Source organism: Klenkia marina (assembly GCF_900101025.1).
Taxonomy (GTDB): Bacteria; Actinomycetota; Actinomycetes; order Mycobacteriales; family Geodermatophilaceae; genus Klenkia; species Klenkia marina.
In genome coordinates this window covers 466,992-492,401 of record NZ_FMUH01000001.1, presented here as the reverse complement: position 1 = coordinate 492,401, position 25,410 = coordinate 466,992, and the positions used below count along the sequence as shown (strand labels likewise).

General features: G+C 74.7%; 21 protein-coding genes. 11 read left to right on the top strand and 10 right to left on the bottom strand.

Going from position 1 to position 25,410, the window contains the following annotated elements; genetic code table 11:
* Positions 1-132: 132 nt before the first annotated feature.
* Complete coding sequence (locus BLP29_RS02530) at positions 133-1,557, bottom strand: glucose-6-phosphate dehydrogenase (protein WP_243469638.1); 1,425 nt, start codon at positions 1,555-1,557, stop codon at positions 133-135.
* A 134-nt stretch (positions 1,558-1,691) separates the two neighbouring features.
* Between BLP29_RS02530 and BLP29_RS02525 the strand changes: the two genes are divergently transcribed.
* From BLP29_RS02525 to BLP29_RS02505, 5 genes are all read left to right on the top strand, one after another.
* Complete coding sequence (locus tag BLP29_RS02525; RefSeq protein ID WP_133378969.1) at positions 1,692-2,243, top strand: DUF7282 domain-containing protein; 552 nt, start codon at positions 1,692-1,694, stop codon at positions 2,241-2,243.
* 79 nt (positions 2,244-2,322) lie between these two features.
* Positions 2,323-3,609 (top strand): MFS transporter, encoded by a 1,287-nt coding sequence (locus BLP29_RS02520; RefSeq protein ID WP_092799464.1) that lies wholly within the window; start codon positions 2,323-2,325, stop codon positions 3,607-3,609.
* A gap of 277 nt (positions 3,610-3,886) precedes the next feature.
* Positions 3,887-6,775, top strand: coding sequence for a helix-turn-helix transcriptional regulator (locus BLP29_RS02515; protein WP_092799462.1), 2,889 nt, complete (start codon positions 3,887-3,889; stop codon positions 6,773-6,775).
* Positions 6,772-7,347 (top strand): DapH/DapD/GlmU-related protein, encoded by a 576-nt coding sequence (locus BLP29_RS21725; protein WP_092799460.1) that lies wholly within the window; start codon positions 6,772-6,774, stop codon positions 7,345-7,347. Before BLP29_RS02515 ends, BLP29_RS21725 begins: the two co-directional genes overlap by 4 nt.
* Positions 7,348-7,352: 5 nt before the next feature.
* Positions 7,353-7,844 carry a cupin domain-containing protein gene (locus BLP29_RS02505; RefSeq protein WP_092799458.1) on the top strand — a complete coding sequence of 164 codons (492 nt, stop codon included), beginning with the start codon at positions 7,353-7,355 and terminating at the stop codon, positions 7,842-7,844.
* Between the two features lie 156 nt (positions 7,845-8,000).
* On the opposite strand, the gene BLP29_RS02500 is transcribed toward BLP29_RS02505, so the two are convergent.
* The 4 genes from BLP29_RS02500 to BLP29_RS02485 form a co-directional block, all read right to left on the bottom strand.
* A complete protein-coding gene (locus BLP29_RS02500; protein ID WP_243469637.1) occupies positions 8,001-9,770 on the bottom strand; it encodes a DEAD/DEAH box helicase in 1,770 nt (589 codons plus the stop codon).
* Between the two features lie 311 nt (positions 9,771-10,081).
* A complete protein-coding gene (locus BLP29_RS02495; protein WP_092799454.1) occupies positions 10,082-11,767 on the bottom strand; it encodes a DNA repair helicase XPB in 1,686 nt (561 codons plus the stop codon).
* Positions 11,768-11,834: 67 nt separating this feature from the next.
* On the bottom strand, positions 11,835-13,118 hold the full coding sequence (locus tag BLP29_RS02490) for an SAM-dependent methyltransferase (RefSeq protein ID WP_092800704.1): 1,284 nt from the start codon (positions 13,116-13,118) through the stop codon (positions 11,835-11,837).
* Between the two features lie 66 nt (positions 13,119-13,184).
* Positions 13,185-15,431, bottom strand: a complete 2,247-nt coding sequence (locus BLP29_RS02485) for a helicase C-terminal domain-containing protein (protein ID WP_092799452.1) — start codon at positions 15,429-15,431, stop codon at positions 13,185-13,187.
* 43 nt (positions 15,432-15,474) lie between these two features.
* Between BLP29_RS02485 and BLP29_RS02480 the strand changes: the two genes are divergently transcribed.
* Positions 15,475-15,969, top strand: a complete 495-nt coding sequence (locus BLP29_RS02480) for a hypothetical protein (RefSeq protein ID WP_092800701.1) — start codon at positions 15,475-15,477, stop codon at positions 15,967-15,969.
* Here BLP29_RS02480 and BLP29_RS02475 read toward each other — a convergent pair.
* Positions 15,966-17,189, bottom strand: a complete 1,224-nt coding sequence (locus BLP29_RS02475) for an MFS transporter (protein WP_092799450.1) — start codon at positions 17,187-17,189, stop codon at positions 15,966-15,968. The genes BLP29_RS02480 and BLP29_RS02475 overlap by 4 nt on opposite strands.
* 193 nt (positions 17,190-17,382) lie before the next feature.
* Here BLP29_RS02475 and BLP29_RS02470 point away from each other — a divergent pair, with 193 nt between their 5' ends.
* Positions 17,383-17,610, top strand: a complete 228-nt coding sequence (locus BLP29_RS02470) for a hypothetical protein (protein ID WP_092799448.1) — start codon at positions 17,383-17,385, stop codon at positions 17,608-17,610.
* A complete protein-coding gene (locus BLP29_RS02465; protein WP_092799446.1) occupies positions 17,607-19,253 on the top strand; it encodes an AMP-binding protein in 1,647 nt (548 codons plus the stop codon). The genes BLP29_RS02470 and BLP29_RS02465 overlap by 4 nt, the downstream gene beginning before the upstream one ends.
* A 76-nt stretch (positions 19,254-19,329) precedes the next feature.
* Here the strand turns inward: BLP29_RS02465 and BLP29_RS02460 are convergent, their stop codons facing one another.
* Positions 19,330-19,659, bottom strand: coding sequence for a hypothetical protein (locus BLP29_RS02460; RefSeq protein ID WP_092799443.1), 330 nt, complete (start codon positions 19,657-19,659; stop codon positions 19,330-19,332).
* A 149-nt stretch (positions 19,660-19,808) separates the two neighbouring features.
* Here BLP29_RS02460 and BLP29_RS21970 point away from each other — a divergent pair, with 149 nt between their 5' ends.
* Positions 19,809-20,192, top strand: a complete 384-nt coding sequence (locus BLP29_RS21970; RefSeq protein ID WP_092799441.1) for a cold-shock protein — start codon at positions 19,809-19,811, stop codon at positions 20,190-20,192.
* Here BLP29_RS21970 and BLP29_RS02450 read toward each other — a convergent pair.
* Positions 20,189-20,692, bottom strand: coding sequence for a DUF2771 family protein (locus BLP29_RS02450; RefSeq protein ID WP_092799439.1), 504 nt, complete (start codon positions 20,690-20,692; stop codon positions 20,189-20,191). The genes BLP29_RS21970 and BLP29_RS02450 overlap by 4 nt on opposite strands.
* Complete coding sequence (locus BLP29_RS02445) at positions 20,689-22,296, bottom strand: MFS transporter (protein WP_207798264.1); 1,608 nt, start codon at positions 22,294-22,296, stop codon at positions 20,689-20,691. Before BLP29_RS02445 ends, BLP29_RS02450 begins: the two co-directional genes overlap by 4 nt.
* 100 nt (positions 22,297-22,396) lie before the next feature.
* On the opposite strand from BLP29_RS02445, the gene BLP29_RS02440 reads away from it, so the two are divergent.
* On the top strand, positions 22,397-23,194 hold the full coding sequence (locus BLP29_RS02440) for a DUF3027 domain-containing protein (RefSeq protein WP_243469636.1): 798 nt from the start codon (positions 22,397-22,399) through the stop codon (positions 23,192-23,194).
* A 444-nt stretch (positions 23,195-23,638) separates the two neighbouring features.
* Here BLP29_RS02440 and BLP29_RS02435 read toward each other — a convergent pair whose 3' ends face one another.
* On the bottom strand, positions 23,639-23,842 hold the full coding sequence (locus BLP29_RS02435; protein WP_243469635.1) for a DUF2530 domain-containing protein: 204 nt from the start codon (positions 23,840-23,842) through the stop codon (positions 23,639-23,641).
* A 59-nt stretch (positions 23,843-23,901) separates the two neighbouring features.
* Between BLP29_RS02435 and BLP29_RS02430 the strand changes: the two genes are divergently transcribed.
* Positions 23,902-25,386, top strand: coding sequence for an NCS2 family permease (locus BLP29_RS02430; RefSeq protein ID WP_243469634.1), 1,485 nt, complete (start codon positions 23,902-23,904; stop codon positions 25,384-25,386).
* Positions 25,387-25,410: the final 24 nt, after the last annotated feature.

Here is a 25,410-nt window from a genome sequence, read left to right as displayed (position 1 = left end):
GAATACCGCTCTTTCGAGGCTGGAGCCCCGGATGCGCAACTCGCCGCGAGGCGACCAGCGTCCGGCTCGGACCCCACGCACGAGGAAGGCCCCTCCCGTAAGGGAGGGGCCTTCGTCGTATCAGGGGTCCTCCTACTCGGTCTGGCCGAGCAGCCAGCCGTGCTCCCCGGCCAGGGCGGTCGCCTGGGCCGGGCCCCACGAGCCCGGCTCGTACGGGTGCACCTCGGGCCGGTCGTCGAGCACCGGCTGCAGCGCCCGCCAGGTCTGTGCCAGGCCCTCGCTGGTGGTGAACAGCGACCGGTCACCGGTGAGCACGTCGTGGATCAGCGAGACGTAGGGCGGCAACGGGTCCCCGCCGGGGATCTTCGACAGGTCTAGCGAGACCCGGGCCGGGGCCATCGCCAGGTCGGGGCCGGGTCGTTTGGCCATGACGTCGATGTCGACGGCACCGGCGCCGGCCAGCGAGAGGGAGAGCACGTTGCCGTTGGCCGGGACGTCGTTGACCGGGCCCTTGGGTCGGTGCAGCACCAGGCTGACCCGCTGCTCCTTGGCGGCCATCCGCTTGCCGGTGCGCAGCAGGAACGGCACCCCGCGCCACCGGCCGGAGTCGATGTACAGGCGTGCGGCCACGAAGGTGTCGGTGCTGCTGTCGTCGGGGACGCCGTCCAGCTCGCGGTAGCCGTCGAACTGGCCGAGCACGACGTCCTCGGGGGCCAGCGGCCGGAAGGCGGCGAGCACCGACTCGCGCGCGGCGAGGATGTCGTCGGCGGCGAAGCTGACCGGGGGCTCCATGGCCACCTCGGCGGCGACCTGGAACAGGTGGGTCACCAGCATGTCCAGGGTGGCGCCGGTGCCGTCGTAGAAGTCGGCGCGGTCGGCGACGTCCAGGTCCTCGGGCACGTCGATCTGCACCTGGGCGACGTGCTCGCGGCTCCAGACGTGCTCGAAGAGGCCGTTGGCGAAGCGCAGCACGTGCAGGTCCTGGGTGCCCTCCTTGCCCAGGAAGTGGTCGATCCGGAAGACCTGCTGCTCGTCGAAGACCGAGTGCACGACCTCGTCGAGCTCGCGGAACCCGTCGGGGGAGGCCCCGTAGGGCTTCTCGTAGACCACCCGCGAGCCCTCGGCGAGGTCGTGCTCGCCCAGCGCCCTGGTGTAGTCCAGGAAGTTCTTCGGCGGCAGCGACAGGTAGTGCACCAGCTGGGCCTCCTCGCCCAGCTCCTCGCGGGCTGCGGACACCACGTCGAGCAGCGTGCCGGGGTCCTCGACGGTGAAGCCCCCGCCGGCGAACCGCAGCCGGGGGGCGAACTCGTCCCAGGGACCGTCGTCCGGGGACGGCCCGAACTCCTCGAGGGCGCCCCGGACGTGGTCGACGAACTCCTCGTCGGAGCGCTCGCCCCGGCCACTGCCGATCAACCGCCAGTCCGGCGGCAGCAGGCCGTGCTGGGCGAGCTGGAAGAAGGCGGGCAGCACCATGCGCCGGGCGAGGTCACCGGTGGCGCCGTACAGCACGAAGATGGTGGGGGGCAGGTCGCTGTCGGTCGTCCCGGTCTCGGGCACGGTGGTCCTCTCGTCGCGCGGATCTCGTGGTCCTCCATGCCCCGGTCACCCCGACGCATGCCTGTGGATCCCGATGAGACTGCTCTCATCCGCCCCTCATGCGGACCTCCTGGTCCCTGGGCAGCATCCTCGCCATGACCTCACGACGGACCACCCGCCGCCTCGTCCTCGCCGTCCCCGCCGCCGCGGCGCTCGCCGTCCTCCCCGCCTGCGGTTCCGACGACGACGCCCGGGGCAGCGCGAACCCCACCGCCACGGCCGGCTCGGCCACCGGTGGGTCCGCCTCGTCCGACGCGGCCGGTGGGGGCATCTCCGCGGCTGCGGACATCCAGCTGGAGGACCAGTCCGGCGACGGCTCGTCGGTGCAGGTCGCGTCGGTGTCCGCCCTGGAGGACGGCTTCGTCGTCGTCACCCTGGACGACGACCAGCCCGGTACGGGCCAGGTGCTCGGCTCGGCCGAGGTGCCGGCCGGCACCTCGACCGGGGTCACGGTCGACCTGGACACCCCCGTACCGGCCGCCACCGGGGACGACGACGCCACCGAGATCACCGCGACCCTGTACGCCGACACCGACGGCGACGGCAGCTTCTCCGCTGCGGACGTCGCCGTCCCCGAGCCGCAGGACGCCGACGACGACGACGACACCGACGTGGTGGACGACGACGCCGACTACCGGCTGAGCTGAGCTGTGCCCTCCCGGTGAGCGCGCTGGGGACCCGGGTCACTAACGTGACGCGGGTCCCAGCGCTGCCCCGAGGAGACCCGTGACCACCACTGCAGCACGCGACACCGAGCACAAGCTGCCGATCAAGACCCTCGTCTCCGCCAGCATCGGCAACGCCGTCGAGTGGTTCGACTGGACCGTCTACGCCACGTTCGTCGTCTACTTCGCCGGCCAGTTCTTCCCCAGCGAGAACCAGGCCCTGGCCCTGATCGGGGCGACGTCGACCTACGCCCTGGCGTTCTTCTTCCGCCCGCTCGGCGGGTGGCTGCTCGGGCGGTTCGCCGACCTCAAGGGCCGCAAGGCCGGCATGCTGCTGACCATCCTGCTGATGGCCGGCGGGTCGCTGGTCATCGCAGTGCTGCCCACCTACGACCAGGTGGGTTGGCTGGCGCCGATCCTGCTGCTGCTGGCCCGCATCGCGCAGGGCATGAGCCTGGGCGGCGAGGTCTCCAACGCCTCGGCCTACCTGGCCGAGATCGCCCCGCCGGCGCGGCGCGGCCGGTACTCGGCGTTCTTCTACATCTCCACCGGCTCGGCGCTGCTGGCCGCCTCGCTGATGGGCGTGGCGCTCACCAGCGCGCTGAGCGACGAGCAGCTGCAGGCGTGGGGCTGGCGCATCGCCTTCGCCGTCGGTGGCCTGCTCGGCATCGTGGGGCTCTGGCTGCGCCGGTCGCTGGCCGAGACCGAGCAGTTCGAGGAGAACGTCGAGAAGGCGAAGGCCACGAAGAACCCGTTGTGGCTCACCCTGCGCGACCACCCGCGGGCGGTGCTGCAGCTGTGCGCCTTCACCATGCTGTCCACGCTGAGCTACTACACGTTCTTCTCCGCGCTCACCCCGTTCGCGATCAACTTCCGCGGCGCCGACGGCACCGACGTCTTCATCGCGCTCTCCATCGGCACCGCGCTCTTCGTGGCGGTCTGCTACCCGTTCGGCGCGCTGTCGGACCGGTTCGGCCGCAAGCCGCAGATGCTGGTCTGGTCCGGCGCCATCGCCGTCCTCATCGTGCCGCTGTCGTTCCTGGTGCAGCCCAACCTGTTCTCGCTGGTCGTGGTGTTCAGCGTCGGGCTCGTGCTCTACGCGTTGCTGGCCTCGATCGCCCCGGCGGTCATGAGCGAGCTGTTCCCGACCGAGCTGCGCGGCGTGGGCATCGGGGCCTGGTACAACCTCACGGTCGCGCTCTTCGGCGGCACCGCCCCGCTGGTCATCACCGCGCTCAGCGAGGCCGGGCACCCGCTGGTGTTCTTCGTCTACGTGGCGGTCGCCGCGGTGATCGCGTTCCTCGCCATCCTCACGCTGCGCGAGACGAAGGGCACCGAGCTGCGCTGAGGGGCCCTCAGGCCCGGCCGGGCCCGGGGACGACGTGACCTCCCGATGCCCGGCCGGCCCCCTCAGGCCGAACGTCCTCCTCGTCGCGCACCGAGGACGAGGAGGACACCGTGGACGCAGTCTGGGGACCGGGGGCCGAGGCCGAGCTGGCCTACCGGCGCGAGCAGGTGGTGCGCACCGCGCGCCGGCGCCGTCCGGCCCGGGGACGCTGGCCGTTCGGGCGCCGCTGACCGCCATCCGGTCGGTCGTGTCGGGGGGACGTGCCACGATCGCGGACGTGCCGCAGTGGGAGGACCGTCCGCTGGTCGGGCGGGCCGCCGAGCTCGACCGGCTGACCGAGCACGTCGAGCGGGCCCGGTCGGGTCGGCCGTCGGCGGTCCTGGTCGCCGGGGACGCCGGGGTGGGCAAGAGCCGGTTGCTGGCCGCGGTCGGCGAGGTGGCCCGCGAGCGGGGCCTGCGGGTGCTCACCGGCCACTGCATCGACCTCGGCGACGTCGGCCTGCCCTACCTGCCCTTCGTCGACCTGCTCCGCCCGCTGGGCGCGGACCCGGCGGCGCACCCGGCGGTCGCCCCGTTGCTGGGTGCACCCGACGCGCCGCTGGCCGAGGGCGGCCGGCTGCCGCTGTTCGAGGGCGTGGCCGCGCTGCTGGGCGAGCTGGCCGCGGCCCAGCCCGTGCTGCTGGTGGTCGAGGACCTGCACTGGGCCGACCGCTCCAGCCGCGAGCTGCTGCGCTACCTGCTCACCAGGCTGGTGGCCGAACCGGTGCTGGTGGTGGCCAGCTACCGCAGCGACGACCTGCACCGGCGGCACCCGCTGCGGCCGGTGCTGGCCGAGCTCGTGCGGCTGCCGGGCGTCGAACGGCTCGACCTCGCACCCCTGCCCGATGCCGACCTCGCCGACCTGGTGCGCGCGGCCGCGGCTCCCGACGGCGGTGCGCCCGAGCGGCTGGTCGCCGACGTCGTGGCCCGGGCCGAGGGCAACGCGTTCTACGCCGAGGAGCTGCTGGCCGCGGGCAGCCGGGGCGGTGAGCTGCCGTGGGCGCTGTCGGAGGTGCTGCTGTCGCGGGTCGAGGAGCTGGGCCCGGCGGCCCAGCAGGTGCTGCGGGTGGCCGCCGTCGTCGGCCGGCGGGTGCGCCACGACCTCCTCGCCGCGGTCGCGGGCCTGCCCGAGGTCGACCTCGACGCCGCGCTGGCCGAGGCGGTGCACCGGCACGTGCTGGTGGTCGACCCCGATGGCCGGCTCCGGTTCCGGCACGCCCTGCTGCGGGAGGCGGTGCTGGCCGACCTGCTGCCCGGCGAGCGCACCCGGGTGCACGCCGCGGTCGCCGGGCGGCTGCGCGCCGACGGCACCGGCACCGCGGCCGAGCTGGCCCACCACGCCCGCGAGAGCAACGACCTCCCCGCGGCGTTCGAGGCGGCGCTGCGGGCGGCCGACGAGGCCAACGCGGTCGGCGCCCCGGCCGAGGCCCTGCAGCAGCTCGAGGGCGCGCTCACGCTGTGGCCGGCGGTGCCCGACCGGCACGCCGAGGTGCCCGACGGCGAGGTCGGGCTGCTGCTGCGGGCGGCCGCGGCGGCCCGGGCCGCCGGCGAGCTGCACCGCGGGGTGGCCCTGCTGCGCTCGGCCGGCGACCTGCACCCGGCCGACCCGTTGCTGGCCGGGCGGGTGCAGTACACGCTGGCCCAGGCGCTGATCCGGGTCGACGACCTGGCCGGGGCGGTCCGGGCCAGCACCGCAGCGCTGGAGCTGGTCCCCGAGCAGCCGTTGACCCCCGACCGGGTGTGGGCCACCGCCACCCGGGCCCGCACCGCCTGGTCGGTCGGCGGGGAGGACGAGGTCGCCCGGGCTGCTGCCGGCGAGGCGCTGGCCGGCGCCGAGCAGCTCGGTCTCGACGGCGCCTGGTCGGACACGATGATCTCGCTGGCCCGCATGACCGAGGAGGGCGACCCGGCGGTGCGCACGGCGTCGCTCACGCAGGCGCGCGAGCGCGCCCGCCGGGCCGGCGACGTCGACGTCGAGATGCGTGCGACGTTCAACCTGGCCACCATCGCCTGGGAGGCCGGCGACCTCGCGGGTGCGGCCGCGTACCTGAAGCCCGCGGTGCTCCGGGGTGCCGAGCTGGGCATCGGGTGGAGCTTCTACGTGGCCGAGCTGCGCTACCTGCGGGTGCTGGTGGGGCTCGCCGGCGGCGAGTGGGACGCCGTGCAGGCCACCGTCGACGGGCTGGGCCGGATGCCCGACACCGCCGCCCACGTGCGGGCGGCGGCGCTGCACGTCGCCGTCCACCGGGGTGCCGATGTCCGCGACCAGGTCGAGCAGGCGTGGGCGACCGGCGACCGGCTGGGCCACGCCGCGCTGGTGCTCACCGCGAGCAGCGCCGGCATCGAGCTGGCGGGCTGGCGCGGCGACGCGACCGCCGCGGTGGCCGCGGCCGAGCGGGGCGTCCGCCGGCTGCGCGAGATCTGGCCGGTCGACTTCCTGGTGGCGGTGCGGCTGGTCGCCGTGGCGCTCGGCCCGGTGGCCGACGCGGCCGCGGGGGCCCGGGCGGGCGGGGACGAGGAGACGGCGCACCGCTGGGTGGCGGCGGGGGAGCGGTTGCTGGTCCAGGCCCGGGAGGCGCAGGAGCTCTTCGCCGAGCACGTCGGCGAGGGGGGCACCGAGGTGCGGGCATGGGCGCTGCGGCTGGCGGCCGAGCACGCCCGGTTGCGGGGCACCGGCGACCCCGCCGCGTGGGCGGCCGCGGGCGCCGAGTTCGGGCCCGCCCAGGTGTGGGAGCAGGCGCGCTGCCGGTGGCGCGAGGCCGAGGCGCTGCTGGTCACCGGCGACCGCGGGCGGGCCGCCGACCGGGTGCGTGCCGCCCACGCGGTGGCCGTCTCCCTCGGCGCGCAGCCGCTGCGGGCCCGGCTCGAGGCGCTGGCGCGCCGCGGTCGGCTCGACGTCGGCCTGGCCGGCCGACCGGCGCCGGACGCCGCCGCGGTGTTCACCCCGCGCGAGGCCGAGGTGCTCGGCCTGGTGGCGAAGGGGCTGACCAACCGGCAGGTCGGCGCCGAGCTGTACATCAGCGAGAAGACGGTGTCGGTGCACCTGTCGCGGGTGCTGGCCAAGCTGGGGGTGTCCGGCCGCACCGAGGCGGTCGCGGTCGCCGCCGAGCGCGGGTTGCTGCCGTGAGCCGGGTGCTCACCGCACCGCTGTGGTGGGTGGTCGAGCGGGCCGAGGCCGGGCCCTACCTGCGGCGCGACGCGCTCCGCTTCGTCGAGTGCCTGCCCCGTCCCGGCTGGGCGGCGCTGTCCCCGCGGGCGCGGTTCGGGCGGCTCGTGGTGCACCACCCCGAGTTCCGCTCCGTCGTGCACCACCGCCTCACCCCGCTGCCGCGGGCGGTGCGCTGGCTGCTGCGCCGCGCCTACCCGCCGCTGCCGACGCTGCACATCGGCACCGCGCACGTGGGGCCGGGGCTGTTCGTCGAGCACGGTTGGGCCACGGTGCTCACCGCGACGTCGGTGGGGGAGGACTGCTGGGTGAACCAGGGCGTGACCGTCGGCCACACCGGCCGCGGCCAGCCGGTCATCGGCGACCGGGTGCGCCTGGGTGCCGGTGCCGTCGTGGTCGGCCCGGTGCGCATCGGCGACGGCGCGGTGGTGGGGGCGGGTGCGGTTGTGCGCACGGACGTCCCGCCCGGCGCCGTGGTGGTGCCGCCCGAGGCGGTCCGGCTCGACGGGCGGCGGTCGGACGGGGGAGGGTGAGGGGCGTGACCGACGTCGTGCGCAGCCCCAGCGGGGTGCTCGTGCCCGCCTCGATCGACCCCTTCCACCGCGTGCTGCACCACGTGGCGCCGTCCGGGCTGGTGGGCGACACCGCCCAGACCACCGGCATGCGCCGCCGCGAGGCGATCAGCGGGGCGACCGTGGGTGCCCGCAACCTCTGGATGGGCCAGACCCACGTGCCCGGGGCGACGAACTCCGGCAACCACCACCACGGGGCGTCGGAGACCGCGATCTACGTCGTCTCGGGCACGCCGCGGTTCGTGTTCCTCGACGTGGAGGGCGACGAGCCGGTCGAGCGGGTGGTGCAGACCGCGCCCGGGGACTACGTCTTCGTGCCGCCGTGGGTCCCGCACCGCGAGGAGAACCCCGACCCCGACGTCGAGGCTGTGGTGGTGATCGCGCGCACCACCCAGGAGGCGGTCGTGGTCAACCTCGACGGCCTCGACTGGTCCGAGGTGGAACTCCCCCCGGGATGAGGAGCGGGGCCCGCAGGGTCCCCGACGAGTGCCGGCACCCCATCCCGACGACGGGAGGGGCCGAGGCACGAGGTCCCTCCCCGAGGAGGGAGCAGCAACGCTCGTCGCAGCCGGGGCACGGCACCTGGCCGCGGTGCGATCCGGAGGATCGCGATGTCAGAGCATCGTGCGCAGGCGCTCGCGGCGCATGCGCAGGACGTCGACCGACGCGCTGGCCGACGGGGGACCGGGCACCGACTGGCGCAGCTGGGTGTGCACCACCGCGTGCGGCGTCGAGGTCTTCGCCGACACCCGGGAGACCAGGCGGTTGATCTCGCGGCGCAGGTCGGCGGCGTCGCGCCAGCCGTTGGTCTCGTGCTCGTCGGGGTGGTCCTCGACCAGCATGAAGTCGCCGTCGTCGTGCCTGTGGCTGGCGGCGATGCGGATCCGCAGCTCGTCGTCGCGCTTGCTGAGCAGCTCGGCGGTCTGCTCGGGGGTCAGCAGGCCGGGGATGCCGACGAAGTCCTCCTCGTCGGGGGCCAGCGCCGGCCGGTTGCCCGCCCCGGTGTGCGCGGTGCCGCCGTGCAGCACGTGCGCGAAGCGGGCGTCGGCCTCGAGGGCCTCCCACTTCTGCAGCTCGCCCTCGCGGGCCTCCTTCTCGGGGACGTCGAGGTCGAGGGTCTCGAGGTCCTCCTCGGTCCGCTTCGGCGGGGGCATGACGTGGTTGCGCTGCTCCTCCATCGTCGCGGCCAGCGCGAGCAGCGGCCGGACGGCGGGCAGGAAGACGGTCGCGGACTCCTGCGGGTCGCGGGCGCGCACGACGCGGCCGACGGCCTGGGCGAAGAACAGCGGCGTGCGGTAGGAGGTCATCCACGCCAGAACGGCGGCCCGCGGGATGTCGACACCCTCGGAGACCATGCGCACGCAGACGGCGATGCGGGCCGACCCGGTGGCGAAGCGCTCGATCTTCTTCGACGCCTTGGGGTCGTCGGAGAGGATCAGCTCGGGGGCCTTGCCGGTGATCCGGCGGACGATGCGGGCGTAGGCGCGGGCGTCGTCCTGGTCGGAGGCGAGCACCAGGCCGGCGGCGTCGGGCATGCCGTGCTCGCGCAGGTGGGTGATGCGCTCGTCCATCGCGGCGATGACGTGCGGCACCCACTGGCCCTTGGGGTCGAGCACGGTGCGCCAGGCGGCCATCTCGACGCTCTTGGTGCCGGCCTCGGTGAGGGAGGCCGCGACCACCTCGCCGGCGGAGTTCCGCCAGCGCGCGGTGCCGGTGTAGGCGGCGAACACCACGGGGCGGACGACGCTGTCGGCCAGCGCCTCCTTGTAGCCGTAGGTGTAGTCGGCCCGCGAGGCCAGCCCGACGCCGCGCTCGCCGTCGTCGGCCTCGAAGGTGTCCTCCTCGTACCGCACGAAGGGGATGCGCTCGTCGGCCTTGGTGCGGAACGGGGTCCCGGTCAGGCACAGCCGGCGCGCGGCCATGCCGAACGCCTCGCCGACCGCGTCACCCCACGACAGGCCGTCGCCGGCGTGGTGGATCTCGTCGAGGATGACCAGCGACTTGACCGCCGTGGCGCGGGCGGCGTGCAGCATCGGCTTGCCGGCCACCTGCGCGTAGGTGGTGACGTAGCCCTGGGTGCCGGCGCGCACCGGGCCGACGGCGTTGGTGAGGCCCGGGTCCAGCACGATGCCGGCGCGGTCGGCGGCGTCGGCCCACTGCAGGCGTAGGTGGTCGGTCGGAGCGACCACGACGACCCGGGCCACCTCGCGGCGCTGCAGCAGCCGGGCGGCCAGCGTCAGGGCGAAGGTCGTCTTGCCCGCGCCCGGGGTCGCGGTGACCAGGAAGTCCTTGGGGGAGGTCTCCTCGTAGCGCTCGAGAGCCTGCTGCTGCCACGCGCGGAGGGGGCGAGCGCCGGCGGCGTACATCGGTGCGGGGGAGGCCATGGCGTGGTCCATCTTGACCCGTCGGGAGGCGACACGCCCAGCCCGGGTTCCCCTTCGCGTGCCGCCGAGCGTCGTGTAACGGGTTGTGGGACGGGGCTCTGACCTGCAGCTCCATCGTCGCCGTGCGGGCGGGTGTGGTCAGCGTCTCGTCGGGTGCGGACCGTTCCGTCCCACCCGCCCCGCGCGCCGCTGCGGCCGCCCGGGCACGGGCGGAGGGCGTCGTCCCGGTCGGCACCGTCGAGTTGCTGCGCTGAGTGCACGACTGCGGTGGTCCCCGGACCTCGGGCACCACCGCAGTCGTGCACTCGACCTCAGTCGGAGGGCTCGTCCACCCAGTCGGGGCCGTTGACTTCGCCGCGGCCGGCCAGGTCGGCGGCGTCGACGATCGTGTAGGCGTAGCCCTGCTCGGCGAGGAAGCGCTGCCGGTGGGCGGCGTACTCGCTGTCGAGGGTGTCGCGGCTGACCACGGTGTAGAAGTGCGCCTGCCGGCCGTCGGCCTTGGGGCGGAGCACCCGGCCCAGTCGCTGCGCTTCCTCCTGCCGTGACCCGAAGGTGCCCGACACCTGGACGGCGACGGCGGCCTCGGGCAGGTCGATGGAGAAGTTCGCGACCTTGGAGACCACCAGCGTCTTGATCTCGCCGGCCCGGAACGCGTCGAACAGCTTCTCGCGCTCGCGGTTGGTCGTGGACCCCTGGATCACCGGTGCGTCGAGCGCGGCGCCGAGCTCCTCCAGCTGGTCGAGGTAGGCCCCGATGACCAGCTTCTGCTCCTCGGGGTGCCGGTCGAGCACGCGGCGGATCACCGGCAGCTTCGAGTGCGCGGTGGCCGCGATGCGGTAGCGCTCCTCGGGCTCGGCGACGGCGTAGGTCATGCGCTCCTCGTCGTCCAGCGACACCCGCACCTCGATGCACTCGGCCGGGGCGATGTAGCCCTGCGCCTCGATGTCGCGCCAGGGCGCGTCGTACCGCTTCGGGCCGATGAGGGAGAAGACGTCGTCCTCGCGGCCGTCCTCCCGCACGAGCGTGGCCGTGAGGCCGAGCCTGCGGCGGGACTGCAGGTCGGCGGTGAGCCGGAAGATCGGCGCGGGCAGCAGGTGCACCTCGTCGTAGACGATGAGGCCCCAGTCCTGGGCGTCGAAGAGGTCGAGGTGGCGGTACTCGCCCTTCCGGCGGGTGGTGATCACCTGGTAGGTGGCGATGGTGACCGGGCGGATCTCCTTGCGCTCACCCGAGTACTCGCCGATCTCGTCCTCGGTCAGCGAGGTGCGGGCGATGAGCTCGCGCTTCCACTGCCGGCCGGCGACGGTGTTGGTCACCAGGATCAGCGTCGTGGCCTTGGCCTCGGCCATCGCCGCGGCACCGACGAGGGTCTTGCCGGCCCCGCAGGGCAGGACGACGACGCCCGACCCGCCGGCCCAGAAGCCGTCGACGGCCTCCTGCTGGTAGTCGCGCAGGTGCCAGTCGGCCTGGTCGAGCTCGATCGGGTGCGCCTGGCCGTCGACGTAGCCGGCGAGGTCCTCGGCGGGCCAGCCGACCTTGAGCAGGGCCTGCTTGAGCCGGCCGCGCTCGGAGGGGTGCACGGCGATCGTGTCGTCGTCGATGCGGGCGCCCAGCATCGGGGCGACCTTCTTGCTGCGCGACACCTCGGTGAGCACGGCCCGGTCGGTGGTGGTGAGCACCAGACCGTGCACCGGGTTGTTGGCCAGGGTCAGCCGGCCGAATCGGTCCATGGTGTCGGCGACGTCGACCAGCAGCGCGTGCGGCACGGGGTAGCGGCTGTAGCGCACCAGGGCGTCGACGACCTGCTCGGCGTCGTGCCCGGCGGCGCGGGCGTTCCACAGCGCCAGCGGCGTGACCCGGTAGGTGTGCACGTGCTCGGGGCTGCGCTCGAGCTCGGCGAACGGCGCGATCGCGGCCCGGCACTCCTTGCTCTGTGGGTGGTCGACCTCCAGCAGCAGGGTCTTGTCGGACTGCACGATCAGGGGTCCGTCGCTCACAGCTCTCCTCCGCGTTCGGCCATCGAGAAGGTAACCGCGCGCACCGACAGGACCTTCCCGCCGCAGGTCAGACCCAGGCGGTGCGGCGCAGCGGGGGCTGCTCGCCGCCGGGCTTGACCGCCAGCACCTGGTCCACGCCCATCGCGCCGCCCTCGAAGGCGAGCGCGCACGCGGCCATGTACAGCCGCCACACCCGCGCCCGGCCCTCGGTGCTGGCCGCGACGGCGTCGTCCCAGTGCTCCTCCAACCGGCGCACCCAGGCCCGCAGGGTCAGGGCGTAGTGGCGGCGCAGCGCCTCGACGTCGACGACCTCCAGGCCGCCGCGCTCGACGGCGCCGACCATCTCGCCCAGGCCGAGCAGCTCGCCGTCGGGGAAGACGTAGCGGGCGATGAAGGTGTTCTCGTCCCAGGTGGTCTCCCCGGCGTTCCAGGCGATGGCGTGGTTGAGCAGCCGCCCGCCGGGGCGCAGCAGGCCGACCAGCTGGTCGACGTAGTCGCCCAGCCGCGCCCGGCCCACGTGCTCGGCCATGCCGATCGAGCTGATCGCGTCGAAGGGGCCGTCGGTGATCTCGCGGTAGTCCTGCACCCGGATCTCGACCTTGTCGGTCAGCCCGGCCTCGGCCACCCGCTTGCGGGCCAGCGTCGCCTGCTCCTCGGAGATGGTGATGCCGACGACGTCGGCGCCGTACCGGCCCGCGGCGTGGATGGCCATCGAGCCCCACCCGCAGCCGACGTCGAGCAGTCGCGACCCCTCGGTCAGGCCGAGCTTGCGGCAGACCAGGTCGAGCTTGGCCTCCTGGGCGGCGTCCAGGCCGGTGTCGGGGGTGTCCCACACCGCGCAGCTGTAGACCATCGACGGCCCGAGGACGAGCTCGTAGAAGTCGTTGCCGACGTCGTAGTGGTGCGCGATCGCCGCGGCGTCCCGGCGCCGGGTGTGCCGCAGCCCGTGCCGGCCGAGGTCGGCCTCCTCGGCCGGGGGCTCGGGGTCGGTGCCCAGCCCGCCGAGGCCGGCGACCGTGCGCAGCAGCGCGGCCCGCTCGGCCAGCGACAACGGGCGCATCGGGCCGGTCTCGGACAGCCGGCCGGCGGAGCTCAGCGCGGCGAAGGTGTCGAAGACGTCGTCCTCGACGTCGATGTCACCCGAGACGTAGGCCCGGCCGAGGCCCAGCTGCCCGGGTGACCACAGCAGGCGGCGCAGTGCGCGCCGGTCGCGGACGGCGACCACCGGCGCCCCGGGCGGACCGGCGACCGAGCCGTCCCAGCCGCGCAACCGCACGGGCAGCTCCGCGCTGCCCAGCACGGTGCCCAGCACCGTCGCCAACCGCTCCGCCACCGATCGTCCTCGGGCCATGCCACCCACCACCGAACTCGTTGCTTCGACCAACTTCCGCCCCGGAGAAGTCGATCACCCGTCGGTCTATTCCGGTCGGGCGTCGTCGTCCACGAGGTCGACCGAGGTGATCCGGTGGACGGCGAACACGCGCTGCTCGGCCTTGCCCTCGTCGTAGCCGGTCAGGAAGCCCCCGCCGAGGGTCAGCGGCTGCACCGCACGCCGGCTGCCCGACCCCTGCGCGTCGACGTAGCCCAGCCACACCTGGCGCTGCTCCCGCACCGCGCGGCCCAGCAGCTCCAGCGTCGAGGCGGTCGTCACCCCGGGCACGTGCCGCGCGGCGTCCTCGCGACGGGCGGCCAGCGCCGAGTCCCCGGCCCGGATCTCGCGCACCGTCGCCTCCACCTCCTCGGCGACCAGCGGGCGCGGCCCGGTCGGCGGTCGGGTGCCCGGCCGTGCGGTCGCCCGGGGCCGCCCGGGCGGCCGGGTGAGGACGGCGCCGCCGGACGATTCGCCGGCCGGCGCGTACCCGGCGGTCCGCAGGACCGCGAGCACCTCGTCGGCGGGCAGCCCGCTGACCAGCACGCCGGGGGCCAGGCGGCGCAGCTCGGCCGGGGCCGACCGCTTGTCCGACAGCACCTGCGAGAGCAGCCCGTGGTCGTCGCTGCGCACGTAGCTCTCGATCGCGCCGACCCGCAGCCGGCCGTGCTGGCGGGCGACGTCGTCGACCAGGTAGTCCAGCGCCTGCGGCACGGGCGTGCGCGAGGCGCGGGCGAAGAAGTCGTGCAGCTCGGCGGCCGACCAGCCGGCGTCCAGGGCCCGGCGCACGCTGCCGTCGGACACCCGGAAGACCGTCGCCCCGCCCGAGGACTCGACGTCGGCCACCGTCGCCAGGGTGCGGGCCAGCTCGGCCACCAGCGGGCCGGGGGCGATGAGCGAGAGGTCGGGCTGGGCCAGCACGTGGTCCACCGGCTCGGGCAGCAGCCCGCGCACGGCGTCGGCCGCGCCCTCCTCGCCACCGGCCAGCAGCCCGCGCCCGCCCGAGGACAGCGCGCCGCCGACCACCAGCCCCAGCGTCTCGGCCTCGGCCAGCAGGTCGGGCACCAGCACGAACCGGTCGGCCCGGCGCGGGCTCTGCCAGCGCAGCAGTGCCAGCAGGTCGTCGGTGGCCAGCCCGTGCCCGGCGGGCAGGCCGCGCAGCGCCTCGAGCAGCACCCGGCGGACGGCGGGCACGGTGTGCCGGACGGCATCGGGGGACAGCACGTTCACCGCCTTGCCGGCCTGGTCGCGCTGGCCGACGAGCGCGATCAGCCGCACCGAGTCCAGCCAGGCGGCGGCCAGCTGGGCCCACCGCTCGGGCAGCGGCTGCTCGCGCCAGGTGTCGTAGCCACGGCTGGGCAGCCACTCGTCGCGGTGCGGCCCGCCGAGGTCCAGCAGCCCGGCGGCGTGCGCGACCTCGACGACGAACGCGGCCACGGACTCGTCGACGCCCAGTGCCTTGGCCAGCCGCTTCTGGTCGCGGATGCTCATCCCGCCGCTGCGCAGCAGCCCGGCCGGGTCCTCCTCCAGCGCGGTGAGCAGCTCGCCGACCCGGCCGACGGCCTCCAGCGCCGCCCCGGCGGCGCGCCGGTCGAGCACCGCGGGGTCGCGCTGCGCGGTCGGCGGTTCGGGGCGGGTGCGCACGGGGCCGTAGGGCTGGTCACCGCGCAGGGCGAGCCCGTACTGCCGGGGCAGCTCGACGTTCGCCGCGTCGATGCGGGTGAGCAGACCGCGCTGCAGCAGCCGTCGGGCCGGGCCGGCGGGGGCGGTGCCCCGGTTGTCGACCGGCAGCCGGCCCACCGGGTTCTCGCGGGCCAGGGTCTCCAGCACGGCGCGCTCGTCGTCGTCGGCGGTGGCCAGGTCGCCCTCGACGTCGGCCGGGGGAGGGGTGCGCAGGCGGCCCAGGCCGGCCGGGTGCTTGACCGCGCGGCGCACCGGCTCGGGGGCGTGCAGCACGTCGTCGCCCCACAGCAGGGCGCGGTCGGTGAGCAGCTCCACGGCGGCCTCGACCGGGGCCCCCGGCAGCGCGGCGGCGAGGTCGGCGCGGGACACCCCGTCGGTGGTGGCCAGCAGCACGACATCGAGCACCTGCAACGTGCCGGCGTCGAGCTCGTCGAGGGCACGGTCCACCGACACCGGCACGGCCAGCCGGGTGGCCAACCCCACGACGTCGGAGGGCGCGGGCCGGGCGACGTCGGGCCGGAGGACCAGCAGGGCCCCCAGCTGCTCGTCGCTGCGGGTGCGCAACCACGCGGCCAGCGTCGCGGGGGCCGGGGTCGGCGGGGTCGTGGCCATCCGCTCAACGCTACGACGCGCACGGGATGACAGCATCGTGCGCATGCCCGGTGCCCTCGACGACCCGCGGACCCGGACCGACCTCGCGGCCACCCGCGCCGGTGCGCTGCGCTGGGTGGGCGGCGGTGCGGTGGCCGTCGTCCTCGCGGTGGTGCTGGCCGTGGCGACGGTGCAGGCAGCCGGCGACGGCGGTCAGCCGGTGCCCTTCGCCGGTCTCGTGGTCGTCGGCCTCGTGCTCGGCGGGGTCGCCGCGCTCGTCGCGGGTGCGGGTTCGCTGCTGCGGGTGGCGGCCTGGTCCCGCGGCCTGGCCGCGACCGGGTGGCGGCGCGGCACGCTGCGCATCGCGGGCCCCGCCACCCTGCGGGTCGAGCTCGACGGCGGCGACGTCGACCTGCAGCTGCAGTCGACCACCACCTGGCGCACCCGGGCCGTGCAGCGTCTGGACGGCCAGGAGGTGCAGGTGGCCGAGGTCGGGCGCGACCGCTGGGTGCTCACCGCCGACGGCGCCGGCACCCTCTACGGGGCCCGTACGCCCTAGGTCGCGTCGGCGTGCGCCACGTGGCGCAGCTGGCCCCAGATCAGGACGACGAACAGCGCGGAACCGGCGAAGGCGAACCAGAACGGGCCGGTGACCGAGGTGTGCTGCGCGATGAGCCCGCCCAGGCCGGCGCCGATCACCAGCCCGCCGAAGGTGCCGACGAGGTTCACGCTGCCCACCCGGCCCTGCAGGTGCCGCGGGACGGCGCGCTGCCGCACGGTGACCGACGTCGTCCCCCAGATGAACGCGTGCGCGCCGAACACGACGAACACCGGCATGGCCACCCACGGCGAGCTGGTGAGCGCGAGGGCCAGGTGGGTCAGCGTCTCGATGACCAGCCCCACCCGCAGCAGGTCGCCCAGGCCGACGCGGGCCGTGATCCAGCCGTAGGCGGCGATGCCGGCGATGCCGCCCACGGCCTGCGCGGTGGTGACCAGCCCGAACCCGATCTCGCCGAGGCCCAGGTGGTCGGTCGCGTAGAGCACCAGCACCGACCAGGCGGCGCCGAAGGTCAGGTTGAAGCTGAAGATCGTGAGCACCAGCGTGCGGACGGCGGCGTGGTGGCGCACCCACCGGAACCCCTCGACGATCTCGGTGTGCACCGCCCGGCGCTCGACCACCTCGGCCGGCGGCAGCACGATGCGCGAGACCAGCACGGCGCCGAGGGCCACCAGCACGGCGACCGCGCCGAACGCCCACGCGGCGCCGACGGTGAACAGGGCAGCCCCCAGCGGTGGGCCGGCCAGCTGGTTCACGGTGATGAACCCCGCCGTCATGCGGGCGTTGCCCACCGCGAGGTCGTCGCGGTGCACGAGCGTGGGCAGCAGCGTCTGCGAGCTGTTGTCGGCGAACACCTCGGCGGTGCCCAGCACGAACAGGGCGGCCAGCAGCGAGCCGATGCCGATGAGGTCGGTGGCCACGGCCAGGGTGAGGACGACGAGCACGCCCGCCCGCAGCAGGTCGACCACCACGACGAGCAGTCGCCGGTCCACCCGGTCGGTGACCGCCCCGGCCAGCAGCCCGAACAGCAGCGGTGGCAGCCACTGCACCCCGGCGGCCAGCGACACCAGGAACGGGTCGCGGGTCAGCGAGGCGACCAGCAGGGGGCCCGCGGCCAGCGCGATGCCGTCGCCCAGGTTCGACGACCACGACGAGGCGAGCAGCCACCGGAACCCGGCGCCCAGCCGCGCCGGCACCACGGTCTCCACGATGCGCCCCACGAGGACCCGACCCTAGGCCGCGCCGTCCGCGGTGTCGCACGGGTTCCCGGCCCGGGGTGCCGGCGATGCGGTCGCGTTGCCGATGCAGTCGCGTTGCGCCAGGTCTGGCGTGGGTGCGGGGGTGCGGGGTTGGATGCGGGACGATGTGCCCGAGCGCCGGCGAGCGAGCCGGCCACGACGGCGGGAGCCCGGCATGGCCAAGAAGAACGACAAGAACGCCCACCTGGTCGAGCCCACCTGGGGCCAGAGCGAGGACGGCGGCCCGCCGCTCACCGAGCTGGTCAGCGAGATGACCGGCTCGCTGTCGCCGTTCGGCGAGGACCACTCCTTCCCGATGCCGGTGGAGCACCTGCGCTACGCGCACCCCACCGACAAGCCCAACCGGGCCGGCGTCCAGCTCCGTCCGGGCGAGCGGGCATGACCGCCCCCGCGCTGCCGTCCTACACCAGCGGGACCTCGACGGTCCCCCTGCTGGGCGACACGATCGGGGCGAACCTCGACCGGACGGCGGCGCGGGTCGGCGAGCACGAGGCGCTCGTCGAGTGCGCCACGGGCCGCCGCTGGAGCTACCCGCAGCTGGTGGCCGACGTCGACGCGTTCGCCCTCGGTCTGCACGCCCTCGGCGTCGAGAAGGGTGAGCGGGTGGGGATCTGGGCGCCCAACTGCGCCGAGTGGGTCTTCGTGCAGTACGGCACCGCGAAGCTCGGCGTCGTCCTGGTGAACATCAACCCGGCCTACCGCACGCACGAGCTCTCCTACGTGCTGCAGCAGGCCGGCATCTCGGTGCTGGTGGCGGCCCCGAAGTTCAAGACCAGCGACTACCGCGCGATGGTGGCCGAGGTCCGCGACGAGTGCCCCGCGCTGCGCGAGGTGCTCTTCCTCGGCGACCCCGAGTGGGAGCGGCTGATGGCGACCGGCCGGGCCGCCGACCGCGGGTTCCTGGCCGAGCGCGAGACCGAGCTCAGCGCCGACGACCCGATCAACATCCAGTACACCTCGGGGACGACGGGCTTCCCCAAGGGCGCCACGCTCACCCACCACAACCTGCTCAACAACGGGTTCTTCGTGGGCGAGGGCTGCGGCTACACCGAGGCCGACCGCGTCTGCATCCCGGTGCCGTACTACCACTGCTTCGGCATGGGCATGGGCAACCTCGGGGCCACCTCTCACGGCTCCACCATGGTCATCCCGGCGCCCGGGTTCGACCCCGCGCTCACCCTGCAGGCGGTGCAGGACGAGAGGTGCACGTCGCTCTACGGCGTCCCCACGATGTTCATCGCCGAGCTGGCGCTGCCCGACTTCGCCTCCTACGACCTCTCGAGCCTGCGCACCGGCATCATGGCCGGCTCGCCGTGCCCGGTCGAGGTCATGAAGCGGGTGGTCGACGAGATGGGCATGACCGAGGTGACCATCGCCTACGGCATGACCGAGACCTCGCCGGTCTCCACCCAGACCGGCGCGGACGACGACCTCGACCGTCGCACCTCGACCGTCGGGCGCACGCACCCCCACCTCGAGAGCAAGGTCGTCGACCCCGAGACCGGCCTCACGGTGCCGCGCGGCACCGCGGGCGAGCTGTGCACCCGGGGCTACTCGGTGATGCTCGGCTACTGGGACGCACCCGAGAAGACCGCCGAGGTCATCGACGCCGCCCGCTGGATGCACACCGGCGACCTCGCGGTCATGGACGCCGAGGGCTACCTCAACATCGTCGGCCGCATCAAGGACATGGTGATCCGGGGCGGGGAGAACGTGTACCCCCGCGAGATCGAGGAGTTCCTCTACTCCCACCCCGACATCGCCGACGTCCAGGTCATCGGCGTGCCCGACGCCAAGTACGGCGAGGAGCTCATGGCCTGGGTGCAGCTGCGCGCCGGTGCCCCGGAGCTCACCGCCGAGGCGCTCAAGGAGTTCTGCACCGGCAAGCTGGCGCACTACAAGGTGCCCCGCTACGTCAAGGTCGTCGACACCTTCCCGATGACGGTGACCGGCAAGGTGCGCAAGGTCGAGATGCGCCAGGTCTCCACCGCGGAGCTCGGCCTCGCCGAGGTGGTCACCGCCTGACGGAAGGACCCCCTCGCCCCCGATCCGTGCTCCGCGCGGGGCGGGACCCTGCGAGGGGGCCGTCGGCCGGGGGCGCTCAGTCCTTCGACGAGGCCTTGGGACGGGGTGCGAGGCGGGTGACCGCCTTGGAGAGCAGGTTGCCGCCGACCACCCAGACGATCGCGGCGATCAGCGCGTTGACCGTGTTCGCGATCTTGGGGTCCTCGGGGGTGAACAGGTCGCGGGTGAAGGCGCCCAGGTCGTTGCGCACCCCGGCGGTGAACTGCACGATCGGGTTGTCCGGGTTGGCCTCGAACAGCACGAAGACGGCGTAGAGCACGATCAGCCCGCCGACGACCGAGGAGACCAGCCGGATCGCGGCGGCGATCGAGACGACGACGCGGGACGCAGCGTTGCGGGCAGCCATGCCGGGCATCGTCGCATCCGCTCCTGTGCTGCGCCTACCCGCCGGTAACCCCGCCGCCGGGAAGTCGGCGGACCGACGCGCACCCCCGGGCTAGCCTGGGCCGCGAGCGCCCCGGGCGGGGTGCCGACGACGCGGAGCGAGGGATCGACGTGCCCAGCGGCAAGGTGAAGTGGTTCAACCCGGAGAAGGGCTTCGGCTTCCTCTCCCAGGAGGACGGACCCGACGTGTTCGTGCACCGCGACGCGCTGCCCGCCGGCACCACCGAGCTGAAGCCCGGCCAGCGCGTCGAGTACGGCGTCGTCGCCGGCCGCCGCGGCGACCAGGCGCTGCAGGTCGTCGTCCTGGACCCGCTGCCCTCCGCCGTCGCCGCCACGCGGAAGAAGCCCGACGACCTCGTGCCGATCATCGAGGACCTCATCCGGCTCCTGGACGGCGTCGGCAACGGGCTGCGCCACGGCCGGCACCCCGACCGCCAGTCCGCCGCCAAGGTCGCCGCCGTCCTGCGCGCCGTGGCGACGGACCTCGACGGCTAACCGGTCGGGGCAGCGGTGTCGCCGGCGCGGATGAAGCCCACCGGCCACGCGCCCGACAGCCCGTTGCAGGTGTCGTCGTCGGAGTCCTCGACCACCACGAGGTAGAACGACGCCGGGACGACGTCGGAGCTGTTGATGCCGGTGAACACCCGGGTGCCGTCCTCGACGTCGACGTCGCCCAGCCGCTCCTGCAGCTGGTCGTCGAACACCTGCACGCTCCAGCCCTGCTCGGCCACCGCGTCGGACACGGTGAGCGCGATCGTGCTGTCCGCGGGCACCTCGACCACCGGCGGGGTGCCCGCGTAGCGCTCGCCCGAGCCGTCGAGGCAGTACTGGGTGGGCTGCACGGTGACCTGCTGGGTGCCCGCCTGCACGCGGACCGTCGGCGCCGTGCCGCCCTGGTCGGCCGCCCCGCTGCTGCCCCCGGCGTTGCACCCGGCGAGCAGCCCCAGCGCCACGGCGCCCGCCGCAGCGGCTGCCGTCGTCCTCGTCCAGCTCACGTCGACCCCCGTCCACCCGACGGGCCCCGGTCGGGCCCGCGGTGCCCCAGCCAAGCAAGCAGACCTGTGGCCACCACGAGCACCCCCGCCACGACGCCGAAGGCGAGCACCGGGGCGTCGGCCGGCAGCGCGATGCCCGCCGCACCGCCGAGCACCCAGGCCAGCTGCAGCAGGGTCTCCGAGCGGGCGAACGCCGAGGCGTGCTGGGTGCTGGGGACGTCGCGCTGGATGATCGCGTCGAGGGAGACCTTGCCCAGCCCCGCGGCCAGCGCGGCCACCCCGGCGGTGACCGCGACCAGGGCCAGCGAGAAGAACCCCGCCGCCACCGCCGACGTCGCCACCGCCGCCACCGTCGACCACAGCACCAACGACTCCGGCGTCGCGCGGTGCAGCCGCGAGCCGATGGCCGTGCCGAGGAAGCTGCCGACCCCCGCGGCCCCGGCGATCGAGCCCAGCGCCAGCGTGCGCTCCCACCCGCCGGGTACCTCGGCCTGCACCAGGAACGCCGCGTAGATGGTGAGGAAGCCGCCCAGCACGCGCAGCAGGGCGGCGCTGCGCAGCGCGTCGACGACGCTGCGGGCCACCCGCGGCCGGCCCGACCGCCCCGGCACCGGGATCTCCATCGTCGTGGTGAGCAGGTCCGAGGGCTCCTCGCCGACCGGCACGTCGACGTGCGCCGGGAGCCGCAGCGCCAGGACGGCGGCCGTGCCGAACACCGCGGCGATCGCCCACAGCAGCGGCGGGAACCCCGCCACCGCCGCGATGCCCGCCCCGACACCGCCGAAGAGGCCCGCCGTCACCAGGCCGAACACCGAGGTGCGGGCGTTCGCGCTGGTCAGCGACATCGCCGGTGGGACCACCCGGGGGATCACGGCGGCCCGCAGCACGTTCAGCGCCTTGGACAGCACCAGCACGCCCAGCGCCGCGGGGTAGAGCCAGAAGCCGTCGAAGTTGGCGGCCATCACCAGCGCGAGCGCCGCCCGGCCGCCCAGGCTCGCGGCCATCGCCCACCGCCGTCCGCGCTGCAGGCGGTCCAGCAGCGGCCCGAGCAACGGGGCCACGACGGCGAACGGCGCCATCGTGACCAGCAGGTACAACGCGACGTTGCCGCGCTGCGCGTCGGCCGAGGCCGCGAAGAACAGGGTGCCGGCCAGCGAGACCGCGATCATCGCGTCGCCGGCGGTGTGCAGGGCGTTGACCCACAGCACGTGGGCCAGGCCGCTGTCGCCGGCGCCGTCGGCCCGGCTGGCCGCGTTCACCCGGCGGACGGCGGCCACCGTCAGCTCCCGCGACCGCCGGGCCGCGACCCGCGTCACCGTGATCCGCTGCGGCCGCGAGCCCAGACCTGGGGACGGCGGTGCGGCGGGCTCGGCAGCAGGGGCGGTCCCGAGGTCGGGCACCGGCGCGGTGCGCGCGGTCTCCACCGGGACGTCGAACGTCGGCCGCCACGTGCGCGGCTCAGCCGCCGGCGTCACCACGGTGGGGGAGTCGTCGCCCGGCGGGGCGGACGCCGCCTGCGGCAGCGGCCGGGTCTGCGCCCGGCGGACCGGCCCGGTGCGCGGCGCCTCGACGGGTGGCCGGCGGCCCCACCTCCGCCGCCTCACCGACCCACCCCGATCACGGGCCCCATCGTGCCCCACCCCGGGGACGCCCCGGTGCGCCTGGCCTGCACCCGCGGGTGCGACGTGCGGCACCATGGGGGGCGTGTCCGCTCCCGAGCCCACCACCCCGACCGCGCCCGCCCCCTCCACCGGCGACGTGCTGACCTCGGCCGTGGAGATCGCCCGCGCCGCCGCGGTCGAGGTCGCAGGCGCCGCCGACGAGGTCGCCGAGCACCTCGGCGCCTCGCGCGAGGCCTCCTCGGACGACCTCGGCGAGGTGCTCACCCACACCTTCGCCGCCGCCCTGCCCGGCTACGTCGGCTGGCACTGGGCCGTCACCGTCGCCCGCGTGCCCGGCGAGGAGCACGTCACCGTCGACGAGGTGGTGCTGCTCCCCGGCGACGCCGCCCTGCTCGCCCCGGCCTGGGTGCCCTGGCACGAGCGCGTCCGCCCCGGCGACCTCTCCGTCGGCGACGTCCTGCCCGTCACCGAGGACGACCCCCGGCTCGTGCCCGCCTACCTCGCAGACGACGACGCCGCGGCCGACCCCGCCGGCATGGTGGTCGCCCAGGAGATCGGCATCGGCCGCGAGCGCGTGCTCTCCCTCGAGGGACGCCGCGAGGCCCTCGCCCGCTGGCGCACCGGCGAGTGGGGCCCCACCGCCCCCATCGCCCGGCACGCCCCCGGCACCTGCGGCGACTGCGCCTTCCTCATGCCGCTGGCCGGCTCCGTGCGGCTCGAGCTCGGCGTCTGCGCCAACGAGTTCGCGCCCGCCGACGGCCACGTCGTCACCACCGACCACGGCTGCGGCGCGCACAGCGAGGCCAACCTGGTCACCGCCGACACCACCGAGATCCAGCTGACCCCGCTGTACAACACCGACACCTACGACAGCCTTTGATGGTCGCCCTCCGGGCTCCGACCGCGGCCAGGAGGCTGGTCCGGCTGCGCTGAGCCCGTCCTGCGACGGATCGGGGACCCTGCGGGCCCCCTCCCGGCGCCCGCTCGCTGCGCTCGGGGGTCCGTCGCTGTCGGGTGCGGGGTGATCTCTCCTCGGGGAGGCGCCTCGTTCCTCGGCGCCCCCCGCTCGTCGAGATCGGGCTCGTGCCTCGCCCCCGCACGTCGAGGTCGGGCTCCGCGGTGACTTGCGGGGCGCCGAGAGCCCGTGGAGGCCGGTCTCGAGGTGTGCCGCACCTGGAGTGCGGGGTTCCTGCCCTCCCAGGGCGTCCTCAGGGGGCGGGAACCGGGCAATCGGGGTGCGTCGGGGTGCCGGGCCGGTGCCGGGCGCCGGTCGGTCGTCGGGCGTCGGGCCGGGGCGCGCGCAGTCGGGCCCCGTGCTGCGTGGTCAGCGCTGGCGTTGCCAGCGGATGAGGGCCACGCCGAGGACGGCGAGGACCAGGCCGCAGACGCAGGTCCACACCCACACCGCGTTGACCGGGAGCACCAGGACGATGACCAGCGCGACGGCCCACAGCGCACCGCCGACCAGCACCAGGGGGCGCAGGCCCACCTGCAGCGGGGGCGGCGACGGACGGGTCGGTGCGGGCACGTCGGCGACTGTAACCAGGAGGAGACCTGCGAACCCGTTGCGCATGGCACCCTGTCGCCGTGCCGGACGACATCGAGACCACCGAGGCCGCCTCCAAGAAGCGCAGCGCGGGCCCCGTCATGAAGCCCAGGAACGGGCTGGACCGCTACTTCTCCATCACCCAGCGGCGGTCCACCGTGGCCCGCGAGGTGCGCGGCGGGTTCGTCACCTTCTTCACGATGGCCTACATCGTGGTGCTCAACCCGATCATCCTGTCCGGCGCCGACATCAACGGGAACACGTTGGACTTCGGGTCGGTCGCCGCGGTCACGGCCCTCGTCGCCGGCGTGCTCACCATCGCCATGGGCGTCATCGGCCGCTACCCCTTCGCGCTGGCCGCCGGGCTGGGCATCAACGCCGTCGTCGCCGCCTACGCAGCCACCCAGCTCAGCTGGCCCGAGGTCATGGGCCTGGTCGTGCTCGAGGGCCTGCTCATCACCGTCCTGGTGCTGACCGGCTTCCGCAAGGCCGTGTTCGAGGCCATCCCCGACCAGCTCAAGACCGCCATCGCGGTGGGCATCGGGTTCTTCATCGCCCTCATCGGGCTGGTCGACTCCGGCTTCGTGCGCCGCGCCCAGACCGGCACGGTGCCCATCACCTTCGGCATCGACGGCAGCCTGGCCAGCTGGCCGCAGCTGGTCTTCGTCGTCGGCCTGCTGCTCACCGCCGTCCTCGTCGTCCGGAGGACCCGCGGGGCCCTGCTCATCGGGCTCATCGCGACCACCGTGCTCGCGGTGGTCATCGAGGCGGTCGCGAAGGTCGGCCCGACCTTCCTCGACGACGGGTCGGTCAACCCCAAGGGCTGGGCGCTGCAGGTGCCCACGCTGCCCGACCAGGTCGTCGGGCTGCCCGACTTCTCCCAGATCGGCCAGGTGTCGCTGTTCGGCGGGTTCTCCCGCATCGGGGTCATCGCCGCGCTGCTCATCGTGTTCGCCCTCATGCTGGCCGACTTCTTCGACACCGTCGGCTCGGTCACCGCCGTCGGCGCCGAGGCCGGCCTGCTGGACGAGCACAACAACCTGCCGAAGTCGCAGCCGGTGCTCATGGTCGACTCGGTGGCCGCGGCCGCCGGCGGGTTCGCCAGCGTCTCGTCCAACACCACCTACGTCGAGTCCACGGCGGGGGTCGCCGACGGTGCCCGCACCGGCCTGGCCAGCGTCGTCACCGGTGCGCTCTTCCTGGTGGCCACGCTGTTCTCGCCGCTGGTCGACGTCGTCCCCTCCGAGGCCGCCTCGCCAATCCTGGTCATCGTCGGTGCGCTGCTCATCGCCCAGGTGAAGAACCTGCACTGGGACGACCTGACCCTGGCCATCCCGGCGTTCCTGACCATCGCGCTCATGCCGTTCACCTACTCGATCACCAACGGCATCGGCGCCGGCACGATCAGCTACGTGGTGCTCATGGCGGCCACCGGTCGGGCCCGACGCGTGCACCCGCTCATGTGGGTCGTCGGCGTGCTGTTCGTGGTGTACTTCGCGATCGAGCCGGTCCAGCAGCTGCTCTGAGGGTTGCTGGCCCCGCTCGATGTA

What these genes read in the sequence shown, in the direction of transcription:
- BLP29_RS02480 (WP_092800701.1), top strand. Translation starts at nt 15,475, where the DNA reads ATGCCCGGTGCCCTCGACGACCCGCGGACCCGGACCGACCTCGCGGCC.
- BLP29_RS02500 (WP_243469637.1), bottom strand. Translation starts at nt 9,770, where the DNA reads ATGGCCTCCCCCGCACCGATGTACGCCGCCGGCGCTCGCCCCCTCCGC.
- BLP29_RS02460 (WP_092799443.1), bottom strand. Translation starts at nt 19,659, where the DNA reads ATGGCTGCCCGCAACGCTGCGTCCCGCGTCGTCGTCTCGATCGCCGCC.
- BLP29_RS02490 (WP_092800704.1), bottom strand. Translation starts at nt 13,118, where the DNA reads ATGGCCCGAGGACGATCGGTGGCGGAGCGGTTGGCGACGGTGCTGGGC.
- BLP29_RS02465 (WP_092799446.1), top strand. Translation starts at nt 17,607, where the DNA reads ATGACCGCCCCCGCGCTGCCGTCCTACACCAGCGGGACCTCGACGGTC.
- BLP29_RS02485 (WP_092799452.1), bottom strand. Translation starts at nt 15,431, where the DNA reads ATGGCCACGACCCCGCCGACCCCGGCCCCCGCGACGCTGGCCGCGTGG.
- BLP29_RS02470 (WP_092799448.1), top strand. Translation starts at nt 17,383, where the DNA reads ATGGCCAAGAAGAACGACAAGAACGCCCACCTGGTCGAGCCCACCTGG.
- BLP29_RS02525 (WP_133378969.1), top strand. Translation starts at nt 1,692, where the DNA reads ATGACCTCACGACGGACCACCCGCCGCCTCGTCCTCGCCGTCCCCGCC.